The 21,031-nt window shown below is 60.6% G+C and carries 21 protein-coding genes, 3 tRNA genes and 2 rRNA genes (1 of these 26 running past the window's edge); 15 read left to right on the top strand and 11 right to left on the bottom strand.

What is annotated here, in order from left to right:
* Positions 1 to 81 precede the first annotated feature (81 nt).
* On the top strand, positions 82 to 1,260 hold the full coding sequence (locus AC2ISB_RS03935) for an FAD-dependent monooxygenase (protein ID WP_339107002.1): 1,179 nt from the start codon (positions 82 to 84) through the stop codon (positions 1,258 to 1,260).
* A gap of 145 nt (positions 1,261 to 1,405) precedes the next feature.
* The gene (gene rnd, locus AC2ISB_RS03930) at positions 1,406 to 2,569 is read left to right on the top strand and encodes a ribonuclease D (RefSeq protein ID WP_339107001.1); all 1,164 of its coding nucleotides are present in this window, start codon (positions 1,406 to 1,408) and stop codon (positions 2,567 to 2,569) included.
* A gap of 171 nt (positions 2,570 to 2,740) precedes the next feature.
* Here rnd and AC2ISB_RS03925 read toward each other — a convergent pair whose 3' ends face one another.
* Both AC2ISB_RS03925 and AC2ISB_RS03920 read right to left on the bottom strand, forming a co-directional pair.
* Positions 2,741 to 3,346: a LysE family translocator gene (locus AC2ISB_RS03925; RefSeq protein WP_486576202.1), complete on the bottom strand. Its 606-nt coding sequence runs from the start codon at positions 3,344 to 3,346 to the stop codon at positions 2,741 to 2,743.
* Positions 3,347 to 3,423: 77 nt separating this feature from the next.
* On the bottom strand, positions 3,424 to 3,918 hold the full coding sequence (locus tag AC2ISB_RS03920; RefSeq protein WP_339106999.1) for a hypothetical protein: 495 nt from the start codon (positions 3,916 to 3,918) through the stop codon (positions 3,424 to 3,426).
* A gap of 123 nt (positions 3,919 to 4,041) precedes the next feature.
* On the opposite strand from AC2ISB_RS03920, the gene AC2ISB_RS03915 reads away from it, so the two are divergent.
* The gene (locus AC2ISB_RS03915) at positions 4,042 to 4,470 is read left to right on the top strand and encodes a SufE family protein (protein WP_339106998.1); all 429 of its coding nucleotides are present in this window, start codon (positions 4,042 to 4,044) and stop codon (positions 4,468 to 4,470) included.
* A gap of 70 nt (positions 4,471 to 4,540) precedes the next feature.
* Here the strand turns inward: AC2ISB_RS03915 and AC2ISB_RS03910 are convergent, their stop codons facing one another.
* Both AC2ISB_RS03910 and AC2ISB_RS03905 read right to left on the bottom strand, forming a co-directional pair.
* Positions 4,541 to 4,888, bottom strand: a complete 348-nt coding sequence (locus AC2ISB_RS03910; protein ID WP_339106997.1) for a RidA family protein — start codon at positions 4,886 to 4,888, stop codon at positions 4,541 to 4,543.
* 736 nt (positions 4,889 to 5,624) lie between these two features.
* Positions 5,625 to 5,700: transfer RNA gene (locus tag AC2ISB_RS03905), tRNA-Ile, on the bottom strand.
* Between the two features lie 136 nt (positions 5,701 to 5,836).
* On the opposite strand from AC2ISB_RS03905, the gene purM reads away from it, so the two are divergent.
* The 5 genes from purM (at position 5,837) to AC2ISB_RS03880 (ending at position 9,534) form a co-directional block, all read left to right on the top strand.
* Positions 5,837 to 6,883: a phosphoribosylformylglycinamidine cyclo-ligase gene (gene purM / locus AC2ISB_RS03900; RefSeq protein ID WP_406720558.1), complete on the top strand. Its 1,047-nt coding sequence runs from the start codon at positions 5,837 to 5,839 to the stop codon at positions 6,881 to 6,883.
* Complete coding sequence (gene purN, locus AC2ISB_RS03895; RefSeq protein ID WP_486576199.1) at positions 6,880 to 7,467, top strand: phosphoribosylglycinamide formyltransferase; 588 nt, start codon at positions 6,880 to 6,882, stop codon at positions 7,465 to 7,467. The genes purM and purN overlap by 4 nt, the downstream gene beginning before the upstream one ends.
* Positions 7,468 to 7,606: 139 nt before the next feature.
* Complete coding sequence (locus AC2ISB_RS03890; RefSeq protein WP_486576197.1) at positions 7,607 to 8,125, top strand: hypothetical protein; 519 nt, start codon at positions 7,607 to 7,609, stop codon at positions 8,123 to 8,125.
* Between the two features lie 150 nt (positions 8,126 to 8,275).
* Positions 8,276 to 9,385, top strand: coding sequence for an NADH:flavin oxidoreductase (locus AC2ISB_RS03885; protein WP_486576195.1), 1,110 nt, complete (start codon positions 8,276 to 8,278; stop codon positions 9,383 to 9,385).
* Positions 9,386 to 9,460: 75 nt separating this feature from the next.
* Positions 9,461 to 9,534: transfer RNA gene (locus AC2ISB_RS03880), tRNA-Gly, on the top strand.
* Positions 9,535 to 9,636: 102 nt separating this feature from the next.
* Here AC2ISB_RS03880 and AC2ISB_RS03875 read toward each other — a convergent pair.
* The 4 genes from AC2ISB_RS03875 to AC2ISB_RS03860 all read right to left on the bottom strand — a co-directional run bounded on the left by AC2ISB_RS03875 (position 9,637) and on the right by AC2ISB_RS03860 (position 12,090).
* Positions 9,637 to 10,143: a DoxX family membrane protein gene (locus AC2ISB_RS03875; protein ID WP_486576194.1), complete on the bottom strand. Its 507-nt coding sequence runs from the start codon at positions 10,141 to 10,143 to the stop codon at positions 9,637 to 9,639.
* Positions 10,140 to 10,850: an HvfC/BufC family peptide modification chaperone gene (locus AC2ISB_RS03870; protein ID WP_486576192.1), complete on the bottom strand. Its 711-nt coding sequence runs from the start codon at positions 10,848 to 10,850 to the stop codon at positions 10,140 to 10,142. The genes AC2ISB_RS03875 and AC2ISB_RS03870 overlap by 4 nt, the downstream gene beginning before the upstream one ends.
* 21 nt (positions 10,851 to 10,871) lie before the next feature.
* Positions 10,872 to 11,723, bottom strand: coding sequence for an MNIO family bufferin maturase (gene bufB, locus AC2ISB_RS03865; protein ID WP_486576191.1), 852 nt, complete (start codon positions 11,721 to 11,723; stop codon positions 10,872 to 10,874).
* 61 nt (positions 11,724 to 11,784) lie between these two features.
* The gene (locus tag AC2ISB_RS03860; RefSeq protein WP_486576189.1) at positions 11,785 to 12,090 is read right to left on the bottom strand and encodes a BufA1 family periplasmic bufferin-type metallophore; all 306 of its coding nucleotides are present in this window, start codon (positions 12,088 to 12,090) and stop codon (positions 11,785 to 11,787) included.
* Between the two features lie 224 nt (positions 12,091 to 12,314).
* Here AC2ISB_RS03860 and AC2ISB_RS03855 point away from each other — a divergent pair, with 224 nt between their 5' ends.
* The 7 genes from AC2ISB_RS03855 (at position 12,315) to AC2ISB_RS03825 (ending at position 18,868) form a co-directional block, all read left to right on the top strand.
* Complete coding sequence (locus AC2ISB_RS03855) at positions 12,315 to 12,869, top strand: sigma-70 family RNA polymerase sigma factor (protein ID WP_406720551.1); 555 nt, start codon at positions 12,315 to 12,317, stop codon at positions 12,867 to 12,869.
* Positions 12,851 to 13,453: an NrsF family protein gene (locus AC2ISB_RS03850; protein ID WP_339106987.1), complete on the top strand. Its 603-nt coding sequence runs from the start codon at positions 12,851 to 12,853 to the stop codon at positions 13,451 to 13,453. Before AC2ISB_RS03855 ends, AC2ISB_RS03850 begins: the two co-directional genes overlap by 19 nt.
* Positions 13,454 to 13,998: 545 nt before the next feature.
* Complete coding sequence (locus AC2ISB_RS03845; RefSeq protein WP_339106986.1) at positions 13,999 to 15,099, top strand: ABC transporter substrate-binding protein; 1,101 nt, start codon at positions 13,999 to 14,001, stop codon at positions 15,097 to 15,099.
* Positions 15,100 to 15,123: 24 nt separating this feature from the next.
* Positions 15,124 to 15,975: an ABC transporter permease gene (locus tag AC2ISB_RS03840; protein WP_406736809.1), complete on the top strand. Its 852-nt coding sequence runs from the start codon at positions 15,124 to 15,126 to the stop codon at positions 15,973 to 15,975.
* On the top strand, positions 15,972 to 16,817 hold the full coding sequence (locus AC2ISB_RS03835; RefSeq protein WP_486576185.1) for an ABC transporter permease: 846 nt from the start codon (positions 15,972 to 15,974) through the stop codon (positions 16,815 to 16,817). Before AC2ISB_RS03840 ends, AC2ISB_RS03835 begins: the two co-directional genes overlap by 4 nt.
* An 11-nt stretch (positions 16,818 to 16,828) precedes the next feature.
* On the top strand, positions 16,829 to 17,869 hold the full coding sequence (locus tag AC2ISB_RS03830) for an ABC transporter ATP-binding protein (RefSeq protein ID WP_486576183.1): 1,041 nt from the start codon (positions 16,829 to 16,831) through the stop codon (positions 17,867 to 17,869).
* Positions 17,870 to 18,397: 528 nt separating this feature from the next.
* Positions 18,398 to 18,868 (top strand): recombinase family protein, encoded by a 471-nt coding sequence (locus AC2ISB_RS03825; protein ID WP_486576750.1) that lies wholly within the window; start codon positions 18,398 to 18,400, stop codon positions 18,866 to 18,868.
* Here the strand turns inward: AC2ISB_RS03825 and AC2ISB_RS03820 are convergent.
* The 3 genes from AC2ISB_RS03820 to AC2ISB_RS03810 all read right to left on the bottom strand — a co-directional run.
* A tRNA-Met gene (locus AC2ISB_RS03820) sits at positions 18,825 to 18,901 on the bottom strand. The two genes, AC2ISB_RS03825 and AC2ISB_RS03820, sit on opposite strands and share 44 nt — an antisense overlap.
* Before the next feature lie 63 nt (positions 18,902 to 18,964).
* Positions 18,965 to 19,079, bottom strand: a 5S ribosomal RNA gene (rrf, locus tag AC2ISB_RS03815).
* A 72-nt stretch (positions 19,080 to 19,151) separates the two neighbouring features.
* A 23S ribosomal RNA gene (locus tag AC2ISB_RS03810) occupies positions 19,152 to 21,031 on the bottom strand; it runs 951 nt beyond the window's last position.

The following is a 21,031-nucleotide window of genomic DNA, read 5'->3' as shown; positions in this document are numbered from 1 at the left end:
TCTGGTTAATGTTGTCTGAGTATCCGCACCCCGGCATGGATCATCCGTGCCGGTGGTTGCATATATGAGGGCGAGGTTCACATGCTGGTCGGCAGAGAGTTCACCATCCTTGGGGCGGGCATCTCGGGTTTGGCGCTTGCACGCGCCTTGGCGATGCATGGCGCGCGGGTCACGGTGCTTGAACAGGCCCCCGAACTGGCAGAGGTCGGCGCGGGCTTGCAGATCTCGCCCAATGGCATGCGGGTGATCGAGGCACTGGGGCTAGGCGCAGGCCTGTGCAGGACAAGCCCCCGGCTGCAGGCGGTCGAGCTGTTCAACGGCGAAACCGGCCAGCGCGTGACACGGCTTGATATGGCTGCCCGCCGCCCCGAAGCCCCCTACCATTTCCTCCGCCGCCCCGATCTGGTCGATGTACTGGCCCAAGGCGCCATTGATGCAGGGGTCGAGATCCGGCTGGGCGAGAAAATCGAACGCGTCGAGATTTCCCCCGACGGGCCGACGCTGCATTTCGCCGACGGGCATATGGCCCGCCCCGGCACCGTTCTTGGTGCAGACGGGCTGCACTCGAAACTGCGCATGGCCCTGAATGGCGAGGCGAAACCCTTTTTCACCAATCAGGTGGCCTGGCGGGCGATGGTGCCGATGACGGGCGACACCACGCCCATCGCCCGCGTCTTCATGGGGGCCAAAAAGCATCTGGTCAGCTATCCGCTGTCAAACGGCATGCGCAATATCGTTGCCGTGGAAGAACGTAGACGCTGGGCCGAGGAAAGCTGGCATATCCGCGATGACGCCATGACATTACGGGTGGCCTTCGAGGACTTCTGCCCCGAGGTGCGGGGCTGGCTTGAACAGGTCGAAGAGCCTTATCTTTGGGGCCTGTTCCGCCACCCTGTCGCCGCGCGCTGGTTTGGTCCGGGCTGTGCGATTCTGGGTGACGCGGCGCATCCCACCCTCCCCTTTCTTGCACAGGGCGCGAATATGGGGCTGGAGGATGCATGGATTCTGGCACAGGCCCTTGCCCTGCATAACGAGGACGAGGTGGCTTTTGCCGCCTATCAGACCGCACGGATCGAGCGTTGCCGCGCCATTGTCGAGGCCGCCAACAAGAATGCGCGCAATTACCACCTGTCGGGGATCAGCCGCGTGATCGGCCATCTGGGGATTCGCGCGGTCTCGAAATTCGCGCCGGATCTTCTGATCGGCAAATATGACTGGATCTATGAATACGATCCAACGCAGGTTTTGCGGGCAAACTGAGCCCCGCATGCCGCGAACAGCGCGGCTTGGTCCTGCCAGCTCTTCCCAAAGCCCCTAGGCGGGTCTAAAGACACTGTGACTGCGGGAAACGTCCCGTGCAACCAGACCCAGCGGGATGAGCCCGCACAATCAGACAAGGCCTGCTATGGATATCATCACGACCACCGAAGCGCTTGCAGAGATCTGCGAAGCCGCAAAGGCGGAACCCTATGTCACGCTGGATACCGAGTTTCTGCGCGAACGCACCTATTGGTCGAAGCTCTGCCTTGTCCAGATGGCGCTGCCCAACCATGACGGGGTCGAGGGGCGCGCGGCGCTGATCGACCCGCTGGCCAAGGGTATCTCGCTCGAGCCGCTTTACGACCTTTTCCGCCACAAGGCGACGGTGAAGGTGTTCCATGCCGCGCGGCAGGATCTGGAAATCTTCTTTACCGATGCCAAGGTCTTCCCCGACCCGCTCTTTGACACGCAGGTGGCCGCGATGGTCTGCGGCTTTGGCGAACAGGTGGGCTACGAGACGCTGGTGCGCAAGATCGCCAAGCAGTCTCTCGACAAGACCTCGCGCTTCACCGACTGGTCGCGCCGTCCGCTGAGTGCGGCACAACAGAATTACGCCATCGCCGATGTGACCCATCTGCGGGTGATCTACGAGTTTCTGGCCAAGCAGCTCAAGAAATCCGGTCGTGCGCCTTGGGTTGAAGAAGAGGTGGGCATTCTGCTCAACCCCGAAACCTATATCACCCGGCCCGAGGATGCGTGGCTGCGCGTGAAGACCCGCACCCATTCGGGCAAGTTCCTGTCGGTCGTGCGCGAGCTGGCGCGTTTCCGCGAAGGGTTTGCGCAAAACCGCAATATCCCGCGCTCGCGGATCTTCAAGGATGACGCGCTGCTGGAACTGGCCTCGACCAAGCCCGTGAGCCTTGATGATCTGGGAAAATCGCGGCTCCTGTTGCGCGAGGCCCGCAAGGGCGAGATTGCCGAAGGGATCATCACCGCGGTCAAGGAAGGGCTTGCCGTTCCTGCCGACAAGATGCCCAAGGTGCAGAGCGACAACGACCATCTGCAAGTGGATTCCGCTCTGGCCGATCTCTTGCGGGTGCTGTTGAAGGCGAAATCGAACCAGACGGGGGTGGCGCCGAAGCTGATCGCCTCGTCCTCCGATCTGGACCATATCGCCGCAGGCAAGCGCGATGTGCCCGCGCTTTCGGGATGGCGGCGCGAGGTTTTCGGCGAAGATGCCTTGCGTCTTGCCCAAGGCAAAATCGCGCTTTCGGCTGAAAATGGCGATGTGAAGCTGGTCACGCTGTAAGACCGGCCTCAGGGCACCATTACAGGACCACATACGGGGCGCGCTGTCCGGCGGCGCCCCGTTTCCATTTGGCGCAGCTTTGTGCAATGGTGACAAAGGCTGCCCCTCTGATCTTGCGGCGGCAAGCGTTCCCCCATCCGGACATACGACGACGGGGACTTGTGCGCCAGCTTAACGCAAGAGCAGCAGCCGTAGCCCCGCAGCGGCGAACACGGCCGCCATCGCGCCTTCAATCAAACGCCTGGCCCGTTGATAGCGCGCGACCACGAGGCTTGCGGAAACCCCCAGCGCATAACCGAAATTCACGCAGCCCCCCAGCCCCGCGCAGCCCGCAAACAGCAAGGCCATATCGCCTGCCCCCGCCCCTTCCGGCACTCCAAGCGTAAAGATTGCAGCCCAGCCGAGGATCGCCTTGGGATTGGTCAGATGCAGGAGAAGCCCGCGCCGGTAGGCCTGCCCAGAGCTCTGCGGGCGGAGACTGGCAACCGCGCCCTGCCCGGCCGCCGCCCGCAGGGTTTTCCATGCCAGATACAGCAGATACAGCCCGCCCAGAATCTTCAGCCCCCAAAGAAGCCGGGCAGCCCCCATCAGCAGCGCCCCCACCCCGAGCGCCGTAAGACCGGCCCAGACCAGACTGCCGCTGACCACCCCCGCAGCAAGGGCCAGCGCCGTCCGCCGCCCCGACCCCATCGCGGCCCCCATGATCGCCAATGTGCTCGGGCCGGGGCTGGCGACCGCCAGAAAATAGGCGATATAGGCCAAGAGAAGATGCGACATGAAAAAACCTCCTGCGATCCACAGGAGGCTATCCATCCGTCAGGAACTGGCAAGCCTTAACAGCCCGCCTCCGGACCCTAGCGGCTTGCGCTGCGCGAATTCGAGGCACCGGTGACGGTCACCCGACGCACATCGGCCAGTTTGAAATTGTCGATATAGGCCGCAGCGGTGATCTGGCGCGACCCGACCGTGCCGGCACGGTGGGCCTCGGCGCTCTCGGCGGAAGGCGGATAGCCGACCATCGTATAATGGATCTCGCCATTGACCGGACGCCCGTCATTTTCCGCAATCAGCGCGACATCCCACCAGCCTTGTGTCGGCGGCAGGCCCGTCACCTCGACGATTGCCCCTGCCGAGGTCTTGCGGATTTCCAGCGATGTGATCTGCGCGATAACGCTGCGGTTATCGGCCAGCGCCGCCGCATATCCGCCTTTCGGCGCAAGGCTCGGCGTGGACGTCTTTTCGGTCGAAGAACCGAACCAGTTCCACGGATTCATACGGCTTTCGCGGATGCTGCCACAGGCGGAAAGGGCCAGCACGATGGCAAGCGAAGCAAGGAACGGTTTTCTCATGGTCTCTCCGGCACTTGATCTTCTTTTCCCTAGCCTATCGCGCGGGCTTTGAAAAGGCGGCACTGGACCCTTGCGCGGACTGGGTCTAGGTAGAAGCCAAGAAACAGGCTGCGGAGTGGGAAGATGGCCAGCGAAGCTTTTGAAGAAATCGCCGATACATTCGAATTTCTGGACGATTGGGAAGACCGCTATCGCCATGTGATCGAGTTGGGCAAGGAGATGCCCCATCTTGACGATGCCGTGAAAGTGCCTGCAACCAAGGTCGAGGGCTGCGCCAGTCAGGTCTGGCTGCTGCCGCGGATCGAGGGCACCGGCCCCGAGGCCCGTTTCAATTTCCAAGGTGAGTCGGATGCGATGATCGTTCAGGGGCTGATCGCCATTCTGCACGCGCTCTATTCCGGCCTGACCGTGTCCGAGGTCACCGCCACCAATGCCGAGGCCGAACTGGCCCGTCTGGGGCTGAATGACCATCTCTCCGCCCAGCGCTCGAACGGGCTGCGCGCGATGGTCGAGCGGATCCGGCTTCTGGCAGCAGAGGCCGCGACCGCCTGAAACACCACCTGCAACCATCCCCGCCCTGGCCCGGACCAAGGATCCGGGCCCTGGGTCTTGGATGCCGCGCTTATTTTACGGCAGCCACCACGATCACCTCGACCAGATAATCCGGCGCGGCCAGTTTCGATTCGCCAGTCGCCCGAGCGGGGGCGTGGCCTGCCGCGACCCATGCATCCCATACGGCATTCATTTCGGCAAAATCGGCCATATCGGCCAGCCAGATCTGCGCGCTCAGGATATGCTCCTTGTCCGAACCGGCTTCGGCCAGCAGACGGTCGACCTCGGCCAGCGCGTCGCGGGTCTGATCCGCAACCGATTTACCGGGCGTCCCCACCTGACCGGCCAGATAGACGGTGCCATTATGGACGACGGCGGCGCTCATACGGGCACCACATTCGATACGTTTGATCGTCATTGATCTGTCCCTTCCACTGTTGTGACAAGACAGGCCGATAGCCTGTTCCCCCCGCCATTTCCAGCGGCAATAACGCCAGCGCCCCGCGCCCTGTCGCTGTAAGAAGAGGACGCCCTGTCCAAGCCGCCAATCCGCAGCGGTACGGCCGTTTCCATAGATCAGCCGCCTTGCGCACAGCCTATGGACAAACCCCGAGACCCGCGCCAGAGGCGGCACAGACGGACCAAAGCGGCTCTTTTGCCGGACGCTGTAAAGCCCTTCCATATCCGGAAGAACCGCAACCGATAGCATCTGGCGCTGTCAATGCTGGCACAGCAGAGCACCTCGATCCCAGATCCGGTCAATCCGGCTGTGCCTTCCGGCATCTCTCCCCCTCGAAAGCGCATCGCACGTATCAAGAGACAAGCGCGGGTTGGTAACCGGCGCTTTGCCCCCCTTTCACCCAAGGCATCCGCCCTGAACGCCGGCAAAACGCAAACCTCCGAGACAGCACAGCATCAGTCGTATAGCGGCGCAGCTTCAGCCGAAGCTGTTCATCTAGCGCCCTGTGAGACGCGTTGCGGCCAGCAAGGGTCACTCTCCGCGCTCATTTGCGTTCGGGACAGGGACCAGGTATCGATATCTTGAGACATTGCGTCGATCGCGACACTTCACGCGGTTGGGTTGCCCATAGTGTCTACAGTTTGGTCGCTTATCGCTCCAAATCCGCATTCTTATGATCCAAAGATAGTCAAGCTGGTAGGCCCGGAGGGATTTGAACCCCCAACCAAGGCGTTATGAGCGCCCTGCTCTAACCGTTGAGCTACAGGCCCACCATTGCGGCATTCATTATCACAGTCGCGGGCGGGGTCAAGAAATCTTGGTCCGATCATGCAGGCTGTGATTGCCGCGCGGGCTTGCATGCGCTAATGGCAGGGCAAAGAAATTTCCCAAGGAGCGCGGGGGCCCATGAGCGAAAAAACGAACGGTCTGACCTATGCCGATGCTGGCGTCGATATCGATGCGGGCAACGAACTGGTCGAACGCATCAAACCGGCGGCAAAGCGGACCGCGCGTTCGGGCACCGTCTCGGGCTTGGGCGGCTTTGGCGCTTTGTTCGACCTGAAGGCTGCAGGCTATAACGATCCGGTGCTGGTGGCCGCGACCGATGGCGTGGGCACCAAGCTGCGCATCGCGATTGACACCGGCAATGTCGATACGATCGGCATCGACCTTGTGGCCATGTGCGTGAACGACCTCGTGTGCCAAGGCGCCGAGCCTTTGTTCTTCTTGGATTATTTCGCAACCGGCAAGCTTGAGCTGGACCCTGCGACCCGCATCATCAACGGCATTGCCGAGGGCTGCGCGCAATCGGGTTGTGCGCTGATCGGCGGCGAGACCGCCGAGATGCCGGGCATGTATCACAAGGGTGATTTCGACCTTGCGGGCTTTGCCGTGGGCGCGATGGAGCGTGGCACTCTGCTGCCCGAGGGCGTGGAGGAAGGCGATATCCTGCTGGGTCTTGGCTCGAATGGGGTGCATTCCAACGGCTATTCCTTCGTGCGGAAGGTCGTCGAGATGTCCGGCCTTGGCTGGGATGCCGATTGCCCTTGGGCGGAAGGCACTCTGGGCGAGGCTCTGCTGGCACCGACTCGCCTTTATGTGACCCAGTGCCTCAAGGCCTTCCGCGCAGGTGGCGTGCATGCGCTGGCCCATATCACCGGCGGTGGCCTGACCGAAAACCTGCCGCGCGTTCTGCCCGAGGGGCTGGGCGCCGAGATCGATCTGGACGCTTGGGAGCTTCCGGGCGTGTTCCGCTGGCTGGCCGAGACCGCCAAGATGGACGAGCCGGAACTCCTGAAGACCTTCAACTCGGGCATCGGCATGATCGTCGTGGTGGCCAAAGACCGCGCAGAGGCGCTGACCGAACTGCTGCGCGCCGAGGGCGAGACCGTGACGCAGATCGGCACGATCACCTCTGGCAAGGGGGTTGCCTATAAGGGCAAGCTTCTGTGAAACGCGTCGCGATCCTGATTTCGGGGGGCGGGTCCAATATGGTCCGCCTTGTCGAGGCCATGCAGGCCGAAGGCTTTGCCGAGCCGGTGCTTGTGGCATCCAATGATGCGCAGGCGGGTGGTCTGCTGAAGGCGGCGGCTATGGGCGTGCCGACAGCGGCCATTGATCACCGTCCCTTCGGGCGGGACAGGGCCGCCTTTGAGGCCGAGCTTCTCAAGCCTATTCTGGCGTCCAAGCCCGATATCCTGTGTCTTGCAGGCTTCATGCGCGTGCTGACGCCCGAGTTTGTCGCGCATTTTGCGGGGCGGATGCTGAATATCCACCCCTCGCTTTTGCCGAAATATCCGGGGCTGCATACCCATCAGCGCGCGATCGAGGCGGGCGATACCGAAGCCGGTTGCACCGTGCACGAGGTAACGCCAGTTCTGGATGACGGCCCGATTTTGGGACAGGCCCGTGTGCCGGTGATCGCAGGCGATACCGCCGAGACACTGGCCGCGCGGGTGCTGGTGCAGGAGCACAAGCTATATCCTGCGGTGCTCAAGCGTTATGTCGCAGGTGACCGCAGCCTTCTGGAACTTTAATCGAAACCCGGCCTCTGGTCGGGTTTCTTTATAAAATCTTGCTATGACATTTAAGACAGATTTTCCCAGAAAGCGTGCCATTCCCCCCGATATCAGACGGGGCGTACAACGACATAGGACGCAGCACATTTCAGGCCCCGTGTCCGGCATCTGGCGGGCGCTTCGCTCGCTGCTGACAACGGTGATGATGGGGCTCGGGGTGATTTCGGCCTTGCTCATGCTTGCGTTTTTCACCGTTGATGATCCAGAAATCCCGCGTTTCAGCGTAATGGCAGCCCTCGCGGTTACGTCTGCGGTGTTTCTGACCTCGGCCACGATCATGGCGCGGTCGGCAGCTTGGCGTGGCCGTGCGATGCCGGTATCGCATAGGCGGAACCGTTGGCTTCACTTTGGTGGTTTGGGTGCGGGGACGATCCTCAATGGTCTTGGGATTCCGATCATCGTGGGGGCCAAAGAGCTTGGTCCGTTCTGGGCCCCTCCGGTAACCGGCTTTGGCGTCTGTTTGCTTGTGGCGGATGTCGCGATCCTGTTCAGCTCTGTCCTGCTATCGCTCTATTTCCTCAGGTTTGGTGTGTGGCGCGGGGCAACCGCCTTTCTCTTCGGCTCGGTCATCGGCTGGGTCGGCGGAGCGATACAGGCGGAGCTATTCTTCCGCTAGGTTTTCCTTCAGGCCACTTTGCACGTGCAGCATCGCGCAGGGACGCCGCGATATGTGCAGCCGCACAATCTTGTCTGCCAGTGCTTCGTTCATATCTGCCCAACAGACCGCAGCAAACGGCCTGATACGCGCCGACCGAGGAATGACCCAATGACCAGTACCGACGTTCTTTTCCGCCCTTTCTCCATCAAGGGGCTCACGCTGAAAAACCGCATCGTGATGGCTCCGATGACACGGAATATGGCCCCCGCTGGCGTGCCCAATGCCGATAACGCGGCCTATTACGCGCGCCGCGCCGCCCATGATGTCGGGCTGATCCTGACCGAAGGAACGGTGATCGACCGTCCTGCATCGCGCAATCTCCCCGATATCCCGTTCTTTCACGGCAAGGAGGCCCTTGCAGGCTGGAAAGCGGTGGCCGATGCCGTGCATGAAAACGGCGGCAGGATCGCACCGCAGATCTGGCATACCGGCTCGACCCGCAGCGGCGATTGGGCACCGGAGGCCGAGGTCGAAAGCCCTTCGGCGCTGGTGGGCCCCGATGATCCGCGCGGGGTGGCAATGTCCGAGGCCGATATTCGAGCCACCATCGACGCCTTCGGCAAGGCTGCAGGGGATGCCAAGGCCAACGGGTTCGACACCGTCGAGATCCACGGCGCGCATGGCTACCTGATCGACCAGTTCTTCTGGGCCGCAACGAATAAGCGGACCGATGCTTGGGGGGGCGCGACCCTGCCGGAACGGTCCCGCTTTGCGGTCGAGGTGGTCAAGGCTGTCCGTGCCGCGGTCGGCCCCGATTTTCCGGTGATCTTGCGCCTGAGCCAGTGGAAGCAACAGGATTACGCCGCCAAACTGGCCAAAACGCCCGCCGAGATGGAGGCATGGCTAATGCCACTCAAGGAAGCGGGCGTCGATATCTTCCACTGCTCGCAGCGCCGTTTCTGGGAACCGGAATTCCCCGAAATCGATGGCGCGCAGGGCCTGAACTTTGCCGGTTGGGCCAAGAAAATCACCGGTGCCCCGACGATCTCTGTCGGTTCGGTCGGGCTGTCGGGCGAATTTCTTGCCGCCTTCGGGGGCGAGGGATCGCATGTCACGTCACTCGACAATCTGCTGGAGCGCATGTCCAAAGACGAGTTCGACCTGATTGCGGTGGGCCGCGCCCTGTTGTCGGACCCGCAATGGGTGACCAAGGTCAAGCAAGGCCGCATGGACGATCTGAAGGGCTTTGATGCGAAAGACCTCGCGACGCTGTCGTAACGAAAATCGGTGCGTCAGGTGCTTTGTGCGCTTGACGCGCCAGACCGGAGCAAGTATCTGTGCGCCCACATCTTCGCGGGTGTAGTTCAATGGTAGAACGGCAGCTTCCCAAGCTGCATACGAGGGTTCGATTCCCTTCACCCGCTCCAATCCCCCCTTCCCTTCCTGTGATCCATCGGCTCCGGCATGGCTGGCCTGTTGCGACGTCTCGGACGTGATGCGGTGCACGCAGCCGAAGTCTCGGCCCTTGCTTACCGGACCCTGGCGCGCGATATCCAGCGGTCCAGCGACAGATATCCCCCACCCGAGAGCACAAGCCCCGCCAGAAGCCCCACCCAGAGGGCGCGGTGATCAAGCACCCCATCCGAAAAACGGTCGAACCATGTGCCGAGCGTATCGGCCGTGACACCGTGGCCGAAGATATCGGTCAGCGTCATCACCAGAATGAAGCCGATCATGGCCAGCGCCGAAAGGCGTGTGGCCAACCCCGCCAACAGCAGCGCGGGAAGCACAAGCTCTGCCACACTTCCCGCAAGCACCACTGGCAGGGCATAGAATGGCAGGGCCGCACTATCATAGCCCACAGCCTCCATCTGGCGGGGGAAGATCTGCACGAAAGCCCCCGCAGACACACCCAGCCCTTCGAATTTGGTCAGGGCGGAAGACCAGAAATATCCTGCCAGCACGGCGGCAAAGACCACCCGGCCCGAAAGGCCGGATAGGGCCAGAAGACGTTCGGACGTATTCGGTTTCGTCATCGCACAGCTTCCTTTCCGGACCAAAGCAGCGCCCCCATTTCCAATAGTCCCGAGAGCACCTCCTGCGGTGCGCAAAGGGCCGCCAAAGCCTGCTCCGGTGTCGCCCCTGCCCGCAAAGCCGCCACACATTGCGCGGTGCCTTCGGCTGCGGCACAGATCCGCACGGCTTCGCTGGGCCGCGTGACAAGCACCTCTCCGGCAGGCGCATGGGCCAGATCGGGCCTGTCGCTGTTCTGGGCCCAGATCGCAAGAGCCGGAAACCGCGTCTTGACCAGCGCGACCGCCGGATGCAGGCCCAGCCCTGCCAAAGCGGCCTCGGGGCGACGCCGGAGTTCTGCCAGATCCAGCGGCGACGCATCTGCGGCATGGGCCACGTGACGCAAGGCCAGTTCGATACGCGCCACCTCGGGCAGATAGGGCAGATGGGCAACCGGCCCGAACCCTGCAAGCCAATCGGGAAAGGCCAGCCCATACCCTGCAAGGACCGGCGTATCCGGCGGATGCAGAACGACGAATTCCCGCGCCATCGCCAGAAAGAACCGCGTGCCCAACAACCGGTCTATCACCGGAAACCCCGCACGCAGGGCCTCTGTCAACGCAACGGTGACGTTATTGCGATATACGGCCATACGGCGCAGCGCCTCTTGCGGTGTGTGACGGCTGTTCGGCCCTGCGGCCAGTGCCCCCCCCTGCGGACAGTGCCGCATGCGCGAAATCCGCCTGAAAGCTCATGCCAGCACCTGCGGCATGTCCAAAATCGCCGCCGCCCGTGCCGCCTCGGCCTCGAGGGTCGGGAAATCGGGCACATGATTGTCCCATTCGATCAGGGTCGGGCATGGCCCGATACGTGCGATCACCCGCTCATACAAAGCCCAGACCGGCTCTGCGACCGGCCTGCCATGCGTGTCGATCAATAGCGGGGCGCCCTCCGAGGGATCGGCCTCATGACCGGCCAGATGGATTTCCCCCACACATTCCAGCGGATAGCTATCGATATAGGCGTCAATCGATAGCCCCAGATTCACGCAGGAAACAAACACGTTATTCACATCCAGAAGCATGCCACAGCCGGTACGCTCGGCAATCGCCCGCAAGAAATCCGTCTCGCGCATGCGGCTTTCGGCAAGGCTCAGATAGCTGGACGGATTTTCCAGCAGCATCCGCCGACCAAGGCTTTGCTGGATCTGATCGATATGGGCACAGATCCGCTCAAGGCTGGTCTCCGTATAGGGCAAGGGCAGCAGGTCGCTCAGATAGGCCCCCTGATGTGTGGACCACGCAAGATGCTCGGAAAACTGTGCAGGCCGCACCCAGTCGATCAATGCGCGCAACCGCGCCAGATGGGTCCGGTCCAGCGGGTCTTCCCCACCGATCGACAAGCCGACCCCATGCAGGGAAAGCGGAAACCGCGTTGCCAGATCCGCCAGCATCGCACGGCGCGGACCACCCTCGACCATATAGTTCTCGGCATGCACCTCAAGCCAGCGCACGGCCCCCGGCCTGTCAAGTGCCGCGTAATGTTGCGATTTGAAACCGATCCCTGCTGCTGCGGGAAGCGTTGAAACTCCGGAAACCGTCATAGGACACCTCTGCCAGTCAGAAAAACCGGCGCGCGACCGGTGATCGCGCGCCAGAGGGCCGTTACATCTTGGGCAGATCGCGCTCGAGCGGGGTCAGCGAGCCCATACGCGCGGTGCCATCTGCCATAGCGGGCAAATCGACCTTCGTGCAGGTTCCTGCGGGCACCAGCGACCACGCATTGCCCTGATAATCCACCTTCGAGGTGCCGGCACAGGTGGTGCCCGGCCCTGCGGCACAGCCATTTTCACCGGCCATTGCCACGCCGTAGCATTTCTCCTGCCCTGCGGCATGGGCCGGAAGCGCAAGGCTGGCAAGGCTTGCGGTCAGAATAGAGGCCAGAGCAAAGGCGGGTTTGGATTGCGACATCTGAAAACTCCTGAATGGGTTGGGCAGATCACGGTGTCTGCATCAGGGTCTTCGTGCGCCGGAGGCAGAATGTTACACGGATCCCGCAGGCTCGCGTTTCTGTGATCGGGTTGCCGGAAACATCCCCACAGGGTCCGGCAGCGTGATCCCCACCCGAAAACCGAAAAGATGTTTTTTTACGGATCTGCCTGTAACATCGCGTCCGGAGTGCCCGTATACAGATCATGACCAACGCGGATTTCGAAATCGAGACATTGATGCGGCAGGGGCTTGCAGGAGATCGCAAGGCCTATTCTGCCTGCCTGTCAAAACTTGTTCCGCGCATGCGGGCCATGGCACATACGGATCTTCCCCCTGCCCTACGTCATATGGCGGAAGATGTCGTTCAGGAAGCGCTGCTGGCGATCCATCTCAAACGCGGCAGCTGGGACCAGACACGCGCGCTGCTCCCTTGGGTGCGCATCATCGTCAAACGCAAGGCAATCGATATGTTGCGCAGCCGGCCAAGGGCCAGCCACGAACCGATCGAAGACCACGAGAACCTGCAGGGCCAGACCGCCGATCCGCTGGAAGCGCTGCATCTGGAACAGGCGCTGGAACGGCTGCCCCATCGCGACGCCTCGCTCTTGCGCGATCACGCGTTCGGTTCGGAAGAGCCCGAAAGCATCGCGCAGAAATTCGGCCTGAGCCCCGGTGCCATGCGTGTGGCCCTGCATCGGGCCTTGCAACGGCTGGCCGAGGCCGCAAGAAAGGAAGAGGAATGGAAACCGAGAACCTGATCAAAGCTCTGGCCGCCGATGCGACCGCGCCAGTGACCCCGCATCTCTGGCGACGCCTGTTTCTCGGGGTGATGGCCTCGGGGCTTTTGATGGCGATATTCTGGGGGCCGCGTTCGGGCTGGTCCGAGGCGATCCTTGCACCGGAGGTCGCGCTGAAACAACTGCTGCCACTGGGATTGTCGGGGGTGCTGCTCTGGTCTTTGACCAAACCACTGGAAGCGCGCCGTCGCCCGCTTGCCGGTGCTGTGCTTTTGCTGAGCCTCTGCGCGGGCCTGTGGGGCATCGCGCTCTATGAAGGAGGCAATCTCTGGGGGCGCACATGGTGGCAATGCCTGTTGTCGATTCCTGCTCTGGCACTGCCGATCGGCGGGGTCCTTTTTGCGGGGCTCCGGCACCGGATCGAATATGACAGCACCCGCAGCGGCTTTGTCGCAGGGCTGCTGGCGGGCGCTTTGGCGGCATCGGTCTACGCGATCCATTGCGATGATGACGGGCCCGCATTCTACCTTCTCTGGTATACCGCTGCCATCCTTGCCTGCGGCCTCGCCGGTCGCCTTGCAGGCCGACGCCTGCTCTATCCCTGACGCTCTCCGATACCGCGCGTTCATTGGTCGCAAGACGACCGTCCTTCCGCCCCCCCTCCCTTAACAGCGCCCTGCTGACAGACCGCCAACCGTCTGCCCCGCGCGCCTCCCCTGTGGCAAAGCGTGGGGCAGACAAAGCCGGATTTCAGGCTCTGCGAATATCGGGACGCCGGACTGTCCGGTCGCGAGCAACAGTGTCCCAAATGAAAGGCGTATTTTTTTCGTGTTTGCGCTGATTGGCGCCCACAAATCCGCCGCCCTGCAAAAATTTCATATTAAAATTATGATATGATTAGGAAAAATCACACGCCACCCCAAACCGGCACATTGAAATCCTTCTGTTTATTCAAACTTCGCCCAGCACACAGGCGCAATTTTTCGCATGTTGCGGCGAAAGCGGGCAGCGTGTTTAATTGTTGCATCATGCGGAAACTTTTGTTTGAAAAGGTGCGGTTTTATTAAACCCGTTCCCTCTCTAGTTCATGGTCCTGTCAAGGCCGCTTCGTGCGTATGCCGCTCCCCTTGGACATGATTAGGAGATCGCAATGACCTACAAACTCAACCGCCGTAAGCTCTTGCTTGCCGGTGCCGGTATTGCCACGACGCTTGCCGCACCCGCCATCGTGCGTGCGGCAGGGAGCCAGAATTTCACCGGCAAGACGCTCAATCTGCTGACATGGTCTGACAATACCGGACTGGCCGTGCTCGACCTGATTGCGAAACCGTTCGAAGAGATGACGGGCGCCAAGGTCATCGCGGACCGGACCGGCAGCACCTCGGAAATGGTGGCTAAACTGCGCGCCACCGGATCAAAACCGGTCTATGACGTCATTACACTGGCCGGGGTCGGCGCGATCACGCTGGCCGATGACGGGCTGCTGGCAAAGCCGGACCTCAACAAGCTGCCCAACCTGCAGGATGTCGATCCGCGCTTCCGCACCGGCGCCGATGGTCACGGGATCGGCTATCTGCTTTGGACCGGCGGGCTGATCTATAACACCAAGACCTTCAAGTCCCCCCCGAAGAGCTATGCCGAGATGTGGGAAGCATCCCACGCCGGACGTGTTTTCCTGCCGCCATCGACCTGGACCGACGCGCTCGACACGATCGTCGCGACCGAAAAGATGCTCGGAGCCAAGATCGCCGATGTCGCCCATGCCGATGCGGCCTTCAAGAAGCTCTCGGATCTGCGCCCCAATCTGCTGACCTTCGGCGAGAACCCGACGCAAATCTCGGAACTGTTCTATGCCGATGCGCTGGATCTTGGCGGTGTCTACGCCCCTGCCTTCTTCGCGAATGAACTGAAAGACCCCGCCAGTTCCAATATGGGCGCGACCTATGACCTGGACGAAGGGTTCTATGCCGATCTGATGTACACGATCATGCCGAAGGTGAAACCGGGCGATGACGAGGTCGTGCACGCCTTCCTCAACTTCACGCTGGACCCCAATGTGCAGGGCCAACTGGCCGAAGCCGTTCTGAACGGTCCGGTCAACACCAAGGCCGTGATGTCGGAAGCGGCCAAGGCCAGCCCCTTCATCATCAAGCCCGAACAGCTGGGCCAGAATGCCGTGGTCGAGGACAAGAACTTCATGGCGCAAGTGCGTGAGGACTGGATCAAGAACTACACACGGGCGTTGGCGTGACGCTTCGGGACAGGTGACGGCACTATGACTTCACGACTGGACTACAAGCCTGCGGTGCTGCTGAGCACACCTGCCTTGGTGGCGATCATGCCGTTTCTGGCGGCCTGTCTCTACGTCCTGCGCTTCTCGTTCTCGGCCGACGAATCGTCCATCGCCGGGTTTTCGGTCAGCTCCTATCAGGGGCTGGCCGATACGTATTTCCTGTCGGCGCTGGGGCTGACCCTGAAACTGGCCGTGTTCAGCACCGTTCTGGTTCTGGTTCTTGCCGTGCCGCTGGCATTTCTGCTGGCGACCACCCGCAGCCCCTTTCTGCGCCGAATGCTGACAGTGGCGATCCTGCTGCCGATGATCCTGAACCTGCTGATCCAGGCCTATGGGTGGATCATCCTGCTGGGGCCTACCGGTGTTCTCAATACCGTGCTCCGGTCCACAGGGCTCATCACACGTCCGCTTTTCCTGCTGTTCAATGAAACAGGTGTGCTGATCGGGCTGGTGCAAACGGCCCTGCCCTTGGCGGTCTTTCCGATCCTGAGCGCGACCCGTGCGGTTTCGCGCGAATGTCTGGAAGCGGCCGCATCACTTGGGGCCGGACATTGGCGGACATTGTTCGATATCACCCTGCCGGTGCTACGCCCCGGCCTTATCGGTGCCGCCTCCATCGTGTTCGCCTTCAACGCGTCGGCCTTTGCGATCCCTCTGCTGCTGGGCGGTCGTCGGGTGCAGATGCTTGGCGTCGTGATCCGCGACATGATCTCGCCGATGTTCAACTGGTCCTCTGCGGCGGCGGCGGGCGTCGTCCTGATCGCGATCACCACTCTGGCGCTGGTTCTGGCAAGCTGGGCGACCAACCGATCCGCCAAAAAGGAGGTGCGATGATGCGCGTGGGGCTGATTCCGAATGAAAAGGGCGGCACCTACCGTCTGGCGATGCTGGCGCTGTCCTGTCTGGGCCTGCTGATCGCGGCCCTGCCTGTGGTGATTGTGGTCATCATGTCTTTTGCCGGATCCAACCGGCCAAGCTTCCCCCCCAGCTCTTACTCGCTGCGCTGGTATGGCGACATGCTGCACATGCTGACGACAGCGGATGCGAATGGCGGACAATCGGTCGCCCGGGCGTTGCAAACCAGCCTGCTCGTCGCCTTCGCGGTGATGGTCATTTCGGCCGCCGTCTGCGTGCCTCTTTCGTATGCGATGGCCCGTGGTCCGGCGCGTCTGCGTCAAACGCTCGAAATCCTGTTCACGCTGCCGCTGGTGTTTCCGCTGGTGATGCTGGGGATCGCATTTTTGCTCATGGCCGAAGGCATGAAGCTGGATCTGGGTCTGTGGCGGCTGATCATTCCGCATGTGACGCTGGTTCTGCCCTTCGTGATGCGCAACTGTCAAAGCGCAATGGCGGGCATCGACCCAGAGGTCGAAGAAGCGGCACGTTCGCTTGGGGCCCCCCCCTGGCGCGGATTTCTCGATGTGGTCGTGCCGATGATGCGCCCCGGCATCCTCGCCGGACTGATCTTTGCGCTGATCATCTCGTTCAACGAATTCACCATCACCTTCTTCATGTACACGATCGACGTCAATACGTTGCCGATCTGGATGTACAGCCGCACCGTGTCGTCGCTTGACCCGTCGGTGCTGGCACTTTCCGTCTTTATTATCCTTGCCGATAGCGCGCTGATCATCCTGACCGACAAGATCGTGGCCGGCAAGGCCAGCCTGTTCTGAAAGGAACCCTGATGTCCGATACCCATCTTCATATCAACGGGGTCAACAAGTTCTTTGGCCAGACACAGGCATTGACCGATATCGACCTGAAAGTCGCGCGGGGCGAATTTGTCTGTCTGCTTGGCCCCTCGGGCTGTGGCAAGACGACACTGTTGCGCATCATCGCCGGGTTCGAGGGCGCGTCATCCGGCAGCCTGCAGCTGGACGAAACCGACATCTCGGCGCTCAGCCCCGACAAGCGCGGCTTCGGCATGGTCTTCCAGTCGCTGGCACTATTCCCGCATATGAGCGTGGCCGACAACATCGCCTATGGCCTGAAGCTGCGCAAAGCGAGCCGGGCCGAACGCCGGTCACGGGTGGAGGAATTGCTGAACGTGATCCAGCTGCCCCATATCGCCGACCGTCCCGTCTCGGCGCTTTCGGGCGGGCAGCGCCAGCGTGTCGCCATCGCGCGGGCACTGGCCGTGCGGCCCAAACTGTTCCTGCTCGACGAGCCGCTTTCCGCGCTTGATGCCAAGCTGCGCGATGCGATGCAGGTGGAACTGCGCCAACTCCAGCGTCAGTTCGGGGTCACCACGATCCTTGTGACACATGATCAGACCGAGGCCATGATGCTGGCGGACAACTTGGTGGTGATGAAAGATGGCGTCATCCGCCAATCCGGAAATCCGAGCAAAGTCTATCGGCGACCGGCTGATCCATTCGTCGCGGATTTTCTGGGCTCGGCCAATATTCTCGACGGTCAGGTCCTCGGAGACGGCATCTTGCGCCTGATGGGGCATGATCTGGCCGTTCCCGCGCCCTTCCTGCGTGGCAGCAAGGTGCGGGTTGCACTGAGATCCGAAGACATCACTCTACGTCCGGAAACCGGCGGCGTCCTGACCGGCACCGTCGAATTCGCCCGGGATCTCGGACCGCAGACGGAATGGATCATCGCATCCGGCGGCGACACCCTGCGTGTCAGAACCGGCCGCGAGATTGGTGCGGTTCCCATAGGACAAAAAATCGGCCTCGACTTCTCTGCCGACGCCTTGTCGGTGTTTCCTGCCTGAAAGAGAGAAGACTTCACCTATTCGCACTGCAGCGTCGGTCGCAGCTCCGAAGGTCGGCAATGGGCCGATTGTGAACATGCTCTCGGCCAAGCGCTAAAGTCATATCAGTGATGATATGTGTAGCAAAAGACGAACGACTCCAAGCAATACCAAAACATTGGGAATACTATAAGTATGCAATCTCATTGCTATTTTAGGTGGGATAATCCGACACTGGCTGCCAATTTCGGTCGGAGAATGAAATCTAACGTGATGATATTCTTCAGTACCTAGTTCTAAGCTGTTGAGCAGAAGGCCCGAGCACGATTGTTTGTGCATTTCCTATTGGCACGTAGCGCCAAGATAGTCCTTCAGGGCAATAGAAAGAAGCCCCATAAAAAGGCCCCCCTTTAGGAGGGTTCAGATGCAACGCTTACGAGTCATTGCAGCCCTTACTTATAGAAATCTGGGAAGCGGCTTGGAAAGTAGCCGATCAGACGGCAGATAACGAGAGGAGCGGCTACCGGCCTGCGCAAGGTCGGAGAGTTGGTGATCGACGAAGATCAGGCATTAATCATCCGCCGAATTTTCCAGGCATTCGCCGACGGTACCAGCCCACGGGCGATTGCGCACCAACTGAACGAAGAAGGTGTTCCCGCGCCGCACTGCGGCGGCTGGAAGGTCAACACGATCTACGGAAACGCTGGCAAGGGCACCGGCATCCTGAACAACGAACTCTACATCGGGCAACGGGTCTGGAACCGGTTGCGCTACAAGAAAAATCCCGAGACTGACCGCCGGAACGCCCGCCACCGCGCCTCCGAGATCCTTGGTGAACTGATCGAGAGGATCACGATCCGCCACGTCGCAGAGCTTGGGCACACGCTCGAGATAGAGGGCAAGCTGTTGGAGATGTTAAGTTTTGCAGATAACAAAAAAGCCGCGACCCTTTCGGGCGCGGCTTGTTCGCTCAAGTTGGTTGCGGGAGTAGGATTTGAACCTACGACCTTCAGGTTATGAGCCTGACGAGCTACCGGGCTGCTCCATCCCGCGTTATTGTTTGTCTCGTTTGGGGGGTGTTATCGTTATATAGAGATGATTGACGCTCTTTGCTAGGTTTGGCGGTGACCTACTCTCCCACGTCTTAAGACGCAGTACCATTGGCGTGTTGGCCCTTAACGGCCGGGTTCGGAATGGGACCGGGTGTATAGCCAGCGCTATGACCACCAAACCGAGTAAAGAGCGTGCAAGTCAAGTTGTATGCATGATTTTGATCTGTAGGAGTGTCTGTCTACTACTGGATCAAATCAAGCCAATCGGGCAATTAGTACTGGTCAACTGAATGCATTGCTGCACTTACATCTCCAGCCTATCGACGTGGTGGTCTTCCACGGCCCTCAAGGGATACCTAGTTTTGAAGGGGGCTTCCCGCTTAGATGCTTTCAGCGGTTATCCTGTCCGGACATAGCTACCCAGCACTACCGTTGGCACGATAACTGGTCCACCAGTGGTCCGTTCACCCCGGTCCTCTCGTACTAGGGGCAACTCTTCTCAAGTATCCTACACCCACGGCAGATAGGGACCGAACTGTCTCACGACGTTCTAAACCCAGCTCACGTACCTCTTTAAACGGCGAACAGCCGTACCCTTGGGACCTGCTCCAGCCCCAGGATGAGATGAGCCGACATCGAGGTGCCAAACGGTGCCGTCGATATGGACTCTTGGGCACCATCAGCCTGTTATCCCCAGAGTACCTTTTATCCGTTGAGCGATGGCCCTCCCACTTGGGACCACCGGATCACTATGGCCGACTTTCGTCTCTGCTCGACTTGTCAGTCTCGCAGTCAGGCAGGCTTTTGCCATTGCACTCAACGACCGATTTCCGACCGGTCTGAGCCCACCTTCGCGCGCCTCCGTTACTCTTTGGGAGGCGACCGCCCCAGTCAAACTACCCGCCACACAGGGTCCCGGATCCGGATAACGGACCGCGGTTAGACATCAAGAGTGCGAAGGGTGGTATCTCAAGGATGCCTCCACCGGAACTGGCGTTCTGGTTTCAAAGGCTACCACCTATCCTGCACATCACAATCCTGATGCCAGTGTGAAGCTGTAGTAAAGGTTCATGGGGTCTTTCCGTCTAACCGCGGGTAGTGTGCATCTTGACACACAGTTCAATTTCGCTGAGTCCACGTTTGAGACAGCGGGGAGATCGTTACGCCATTCGTGCAGGTCGGAACTTACCCGACAAGGAATTTCGCTACCTTAGGACCGTTATAGTTACGGCCGCCGTTTACCGGGGCTTCAATTCAGAGCTTGCACCCCTCCTTTTAACCTTCCGGCACCGGGCAGGCGTCAGACTGTATACGTCGCCTTACGGCTTCGCACAGCCCTGTGTTTTAAGTAAACAGTCGCCACCCCCTAGTTTGTGCCCCCCACCACTAGTTGCCTAGCGATGGGGCCTCCTTCTCGCGAACTTACGGAGGCATTTTGCCGAGTTCCTTAAACGTGGTTCTCTCAAGCGCCTTGGTATTCTCTACCAGTCCACCTGTGTCGGTTTCGGGTACGGTCTTATAGAGAGGCTATTTCCAGGGACCTGTAGGCTGCCCACACAATCCGATAAGTGTGAACAACGGTTCAGATCCGTCACCATCTCACGGCCCAGGAATATTAACCTGGTTCCCATCGACTACGCCTTTCGGCCTCGCCTTAGGGGCCGGCTTACCCTGCTCAGATTAGCTTTAAGCAGGAACCCTTGGACTTTCGGCGACAGGGTCTCTCACCCTGTTTGTCGCTACTCATGTCAACATTCTCACTTCTGATCACTCCACCGGATGCCTTACAGCCCGGCTTCACAGTCAGAACATTGCCTCCAATGTATCCGAGGATACTAAGGAGGCAGCGTTCTATATCACAGAACGCTCCGCTACCACGCACTTCACAGTGCATCCAAAGCTTCGGCTCGTGGCTTGAGCCCCGTTACATCTTCGCCGCAGGACCTCTTGACTAGACCAGTGAGCTGTTACGCTATCTTTAAAGGATGGCTGCTTCTAAGCCAACCTCCTGGTTGTTTTGGAAGTCCCACATGCTTTCCCACTTAGCCACGAATTGGGGGCCTTAGCTGTTGGTCAGGGTTGTTTCCCTCTCCACGACGGACGTTAGCACCCGCCGTGTGTCTGCCGATCA

It is taken from the genome of Thioclava sp. NS-SX20 (assembly GCF_057380695.1).
The sequence above is the reverse complement of the archived record's forward strand: the minus strand, read 5'-3'. Positions and strand labels throughout refer to the sequence as shown.

Coding starts and splice junctions, on each gene's coding strand:
- AC2ISB_RS03835 (WP_486576185.1), top strand. CDS start 15,972: ATGATGCGCGTGGGGCTGATTCCGAATGAAAAGGGCGGCACCTACCGT.
- AC2ISB_RS03910 (WP_339106997.1), bottom strand. CDS start 4,888: ATGACGATCAAACGTATCGAATGTGGTGCCCGTATGAGCGCCGCCGTC.
- rnd (WP_339107001.1), top strand. CDS start 1,406: ATGGATATCATCACGACCACCGAAGCGCTTGCAGAGATCTGCGAAGCC.
- AC2ISB_RS03885 (WP_486576195.1), top strand. CDS start 8,276: ATGACCAGTACCGACGTTCTTTTCCGCCCTTTCTCCATCAAGGGGCTC.
- AC2ISB_RS03875 (WP_486576194.1), bottom strand. CDS start 10,143: ATGACGAAACCGAATACGTCCGAACGTCTTCTGGCCCTATCCGGCCTT.
- AC2ISB_RS03845 (WP_339106986.1), top strand. CDS start 13,999: ATGACCTACAAACTCAACCGCCGTAAGCTCTTGCTTGCCGGTGCCGGT.
- AC2ISB_RS03920 (WP_339106999.1), bottom strand. CDS start 3,918: ATGAGAAAACCGTTCCTTGCTTCGCTTGCCATCGTGCTGGCCCTTTCC.
- AC2ISB_RS03830 (WP_486576183.1), top strand. CDS start 16,829: ATGTCCGATACCCATCTTCATATCAACGGGGTCAACAAGTTCTTTGGC.
- AC2ISB_RS03840 (WP_406736809.1), top strand. CDS start 15,124: ATGACTTCACGACTGGACTACAAGCCTGCGGTGCTGCTGAGCACACCT.
- AC2ISB_RS03935 (WP_339107002.1), top strand. CDS start 82: ATGCTGGTCGGCAGAGAGTTCACCATCCTTGGGGCGGGCATCTCGGGT.
- AC2ISB_RS03870 (WP_486576192.1), bottom strand. CDS start 10,850: ATGCGGCACTGTCCGCAGGGGGGGGCACTGGCCGCAGGGCCGAACAGC.
- AC2ISB_RS03850 (WP_339106987.1), top strand. CDS start 12,851: ATGGAAACCGAGAACCTGATCAAAGCTCTGGCCGCCGATGCGACCGCG.
- AC2ISB_RS03915 (WP_339106998.1), top strand. CDS start 4,042: ATGGCCAGCGAAGCTTTTGAAGAAATCGCCGATACATTCGAATTTCTG.
- AC2ISB_RS03855 (WP_406720551.1), top strand. CDS start 12,315: ATGACCAACGCGGATTTCGAAATCGAGACATTGATGCGGCAGGGGCTT.
- purM (WP_406720558.1), top strand. CDS start 5,837: ATGAGCGAAAAAACGAACGGTCTGACCTATGCCGATGCTGGCGTCGAT.
- bufB (WP_486576191.1), bottom strand. CDS start 11,723: ATGACGGTTTCCGGAGTTTCAACGCTTCCCGCAGCAGCAGGGATCGGT.
- AC2ISB_RS03925 (WP_486576202.1), bottom strand. CDS start 3,346: ATGTCGCATCTTCTCTTGGCCTATATCGCCTATTTTCTGGCGGTCGCC.
- AC2ISB_RS03860 (WP_486576189.1), bottom strand. CDS start 12,090: ATGTCGCAATCCAAACCCGCCTTTGCTCTGGCCTCTATTCTGACCGCA.